At 50.9% G+C, this 3,403-nt stretch carries 5 protein-coding genes; 1 reads left to right on the forward strand and 4 read right to left on the reverse strand.

The genetic code is table 11. The features are described 5' to 3' along the window. Nucleotides 1-159: 159 nt before the first annotated feature. The 3 genes from ABD949_RS18350 to mobV form a co-directional block, all read right to left on the reverse strand. Nucleotides 160-540 (reverse strand): DUF5618 family protein, encoded by a 381-nt coding sequence (locus tag ABD949_RS18350; RefSeq protein WP_345245626.1) that lies wholly within the window; start codon nucleotides 538-540, stop codon nucleotides 160-162. A gap of 3 nt (nucleotides 541-543) precedes the next feature. Then, nucleotides 544-1,143 (reverse strand): replication/maintenance protein RepL, encoded by a 600-nt coding sequence (locus tag ABD949_RS18355; RefSeq protein WP_345245628.1) that lies wholly within the window; start codon nucleotides 1,141-1,143, stop codon nucleotides 544-546. A 195-nt stretch (nucleotides 1,144-1,338) separates the two neighbouring features. Continuing rightward, nucleotides 1,339-2,364: a MobV family relaxase gene (gene mobV, locus ABD949_RS18360; protein WP_345245630.1), complete on the reverse strand. Its 1,026-nt coding sequence runs from the start codon at nucleotides 2,362-2,364 to the stop codon at nucleotides 1,339-1,341. Between the two features lie 295 nt (nucleotides 2,365-2,659). On the opposite strand from mobV, the gene ABD949_RS18365 reads away from it, so the two are divergent. Continuing rightward, on the forward strand, nucleotides 2,660-2,905 hold the full coding sequence (locus tag ABD949_RS18365; RefSeq protein WP_345245632.1) for a hypothetical protein: 246 nt from the start codon (nucleotides 2,660-2,662) through the stop codon (nucleotides 2,903-2,905). Here the strand turns inward: ABD949_RS18365 and ABD949_RS18370 are convergent. Continuing rightward, on the reverse strand, nucleotides 2,902-3,123 hold the full coding sequence (locus tag ABD949_RS18370; RefSeq protein WP_345245634.1) for a hypothetical protein: 222 nt from the start codon (nucleotides 3,121-3,123) through the stop codon (nucleotides 2,902-2,904). The genes ABD949_RS18365 and ABD949_RS18370 overlap by 4 nt on opposite strands. Nucleotides 3,124-3,403: the final 280 nt, after the last annotated feature.

Below are 3,403 nucleotides of genomic sequence, written 5' to 3' on the forward strand. Positions count from 1 at the left end.
CCCGACCGAAGGGAGGACCGCATAAAAAAGCCCCGGATGGCTTAGAGCTATCAATCCGAGGCTGGGGCGACTCTCGTCGCGTGGGTGGCCTATCCTCGCGGTTGCTCCTCAGCAGAGCCGCTGACGTTCGGCCAAGATTGAAGGTAGATATGACCAAAGCTAGGCCGTAGCTGTACGATTCTCTACCCAATTGATGATCCGCTCGGCCTCTTGTAAGCCAGCACTGGCTACGCTGGCCAGCGGGTTACCGTCATAGCTCATTGACAGATGTAGAGTGTCGTAGACTCCAACGAAGGAGTTCAGCACGCGTTTGTCCAACTTAGCTAGTTGCTGCTTGTACCACTCTACATCTTTGCGGCCTTTGCTCTTTTTACCTAACACCCCATCGAGCGCCAGCAGAACACCAGCATAGGCAGTGTGGCCGGCCATTTTCACATACTTAGAGTCCTGGTAGTAACCATCCTCTTTTTGGGCTTTGTCGCTAAGGATCTGGCGAGCATTGTCCAGGTAGCGTTTAGCTTCTTGTACGGTGTCCATCATTAATTATGAATCAAGTTTAAGGGGACTTTCACTTAGTCGGAGTGCCTCCTGTTGGAATAAATCAAGTTGATTTCTGTCTTGTTTCTCCTTGTCTTTCTTTTTCTTGACGTAGGTCTTAGCAAATGTTACACGATCTCCATTAAATACAACAAGTGGATTGATAAAATACTTAAAATGGCTATTGCTACGGGCAATAATACCACATTCAACAAGTACAGCCAAGCCACTTAGAACGCTATTGGCATGAGTGTACTTAGTATAAGCTAAGCATTTGTCCATCTCTAAGAAGAACTCGTCTTGTTTGGGTTTCAAAATACTAAGGATATACCCGAATACTCTTATTGCTGGTTTTGTCAACTCCCAGAAGGCAGTGAACTGAGATAAGTACACTTTGGCAAATCTTTCCTCATCCAACTCCACAAAACGCATAAAAGCTGTATATCCTGTTATCTCGCCGTCAGTAGAAGTAATCATCTGTATTTCATCCCTGTTCTCTGGGCGAACTACTTGGGTCTTCCTTACTACCTTAATGTCGTTAATAGCTTGCTCAACGAAAGGGTTCTCATTAAAAGTTGGTTGAGCTTTTAGCTTAGCATACTTCATAACGATAAATACTATTTATCACAAACGTAACAAAAAGCTAAATAGAAAAAACAAATGAGATAAAAAATATTTAGCTTTTTCTATACAAAAAAGCTAAAAAAAACTTAGCAGGTAGCTAAAATTGATTTAGCAGGTAGCTAAATAGGCCCTATTGATAATCAGACACTTATATCGTTTTGCTTCTTAGGTTCTTAATTACATACCTAGTCCACGCCCTCTTTTTCGGCTCTGTTCCTGCTGTTTTTTCTCCTCTGGCTGGGCTTTCACTAATTGACCGTTTTTGTACTCCACACCCTGCTGTTTAAGGGCTGCTTTCAGGGCCTTCAGCTCCTGCTCGGCCTGGCTCTGCCGTTTCTGGCCACGAGCCTCCAGCATGGTCTGTATCTGACGCGCCTTTTTAGCCTGCTCCTGCCTAGCCACCTCTTGAGCGTACTTCTCGGCGGCCTGCCGGGTGATCGTCGCCTGACGGGCAATTTCGGCGCTAATACGAGCCTCTTCGGACTGCTTCCACTGCTCCCGGTTGAACAGCGGGGGATTCTCTAACTGGATAGGCTGGCCAGCTTCTACCGTGAAGCGGGGACTAGTAGCCGGCGTGAGCTCCTGCAGAGCGCTGTAGAACTGCTTGCGCTCGATGTGCTGGGCCTTACTCCCCCTTAATCCCCTTTCCAACCCTAGCCCTTCTACGGCCTGGGCAAAGCTGTCTTGAAGCTGCGAGAGTTTCTCCCGCCCTCCGAAGTAGGCCCGTGCATTCAGTTTGCCTTTGGCGTCGATGGGAACAATCACCGCGTGGATGTGGGGGGTCTGCTCGTCCTGGTGTACGTGAAAGCTGACGATGTTGTGTTTGCCGTACCGCTCGGTCAGCCAGTGCAGGGTCTGTTCCTGAAAAGCCTTCCAGCGGTCCCAGTGCTGCCAGAGCTGGGCCTCTCCCTGCTCCGAATAGCGCTTATACTCGCTCTGACGAAAGAACTCAGGGCTGGCCGTAATCAGATGCTCCACGGCATAGACGGCGTTGCTACGGGGCGTTATGCCCGCTTCCTGAATGCGGTACTGGATATCCTTCCACAGATCACCCGTCCCGATCACCCGCTGGTTGTACCTGGCCAGCTCCGGATCGGCGTTGGGTACCTTCATGGTCCGCTCCAGGTGGTGGCCCAATCCGCCGGCATTGCCGCCCGGATTACCCCCGCCGATCTTGGCGATTCTCACAATAGCAAAGGCCATAGCTTCTCCTCGGTTTATCCATCAACGTGGCCGCAGCGTCGGGGGTCTCGGGGGTGTGCCCCTGAGCTTACGGAACAATTTTTGAGCCTGCTCGCAGAGAGGCGAAAAAAATTGTGTAGTAAGTACACCCTTTCCCGCTGCCACCGGTCGCAACCTACGCATTCCCCGCCAATTGAGCAAATTTAAGGCGAAAAGGGCATTTACAGGGAAATAAGCGTTAATTAACGGTTGTAGTGGGAAAGGGGATAAAAGAGAAAAACGTTACTTTTGGCCTTGTAAGCGTTAATTTACGGATATGGCACTAATCGAATGCGAATACTGCGGCCGTTCGGCCAACGTGCGGACCGGTGCCCGCTTCTGCTCGCCTTCTTGTCGGGTCCGTAGCCACCAGAAAGAAAAGCTCTCGGTCATGCGGGGGGATCTGGAGTACCTGGCCAGGAAGGTGGAAGGCTACGAGGCTAAAGGGGGGAATAGTGTGGCCGAAAAATACCTCAGTCGGGAGGAGATTCAGGAGATCCAGAAACGTGGCCAGCAACGTTAACCGAACAGCCGTTGCCAGAAGGTTTTCCTGCCCTGCTCCGGCATCCGGCTGGCGATGCCTTCCACGATGCGCGTCAGGTGTTCAATCTGGTCCTGCATATCTTTGGGGCTGGCCGGCAGTTGGGTTTGGGTGAGCTGGCTTTGAGCCAGGCTGCGCACGTCCTCGTTGACGTACTGGCCGATGGTCTTGCCGGCTCGGGCTGCGGCCTTCTCGATCACCAGGCGAGTGTCGCGGTCAACCCCACGAATCGACCAGGTGACAGGGCTGCTCTTGGTAATGGGTGCAGACTCGGCAGGGGGTAGGTCTTCAGGCGTGTTCATGGCGTGTCTTACAGCTTGTAAGACACATAAATAGCAAAAAAGCGGTAAACTCTCGGTGTGTAAGACAAAATCACGAAAATGTCTTACAGCCGGGAAGGTGTGTCTTACATGGCTTAAACACTGTCTTACAAACTGGCTGATTTGTCTTACATTGGCTTGCGGTTATCATAATACCCGA

The sequence above is a fragment of the Nibrella saemangeumensis genome (assembly GCF_039541915.1).
GTDB classification, from domain to species: domain Bacteria; phylum Bacteroidota; class Bacteroidia; order Cytophagales; family Spirosomataceae; genus Nibrella; species Nibrella saemangeumensis.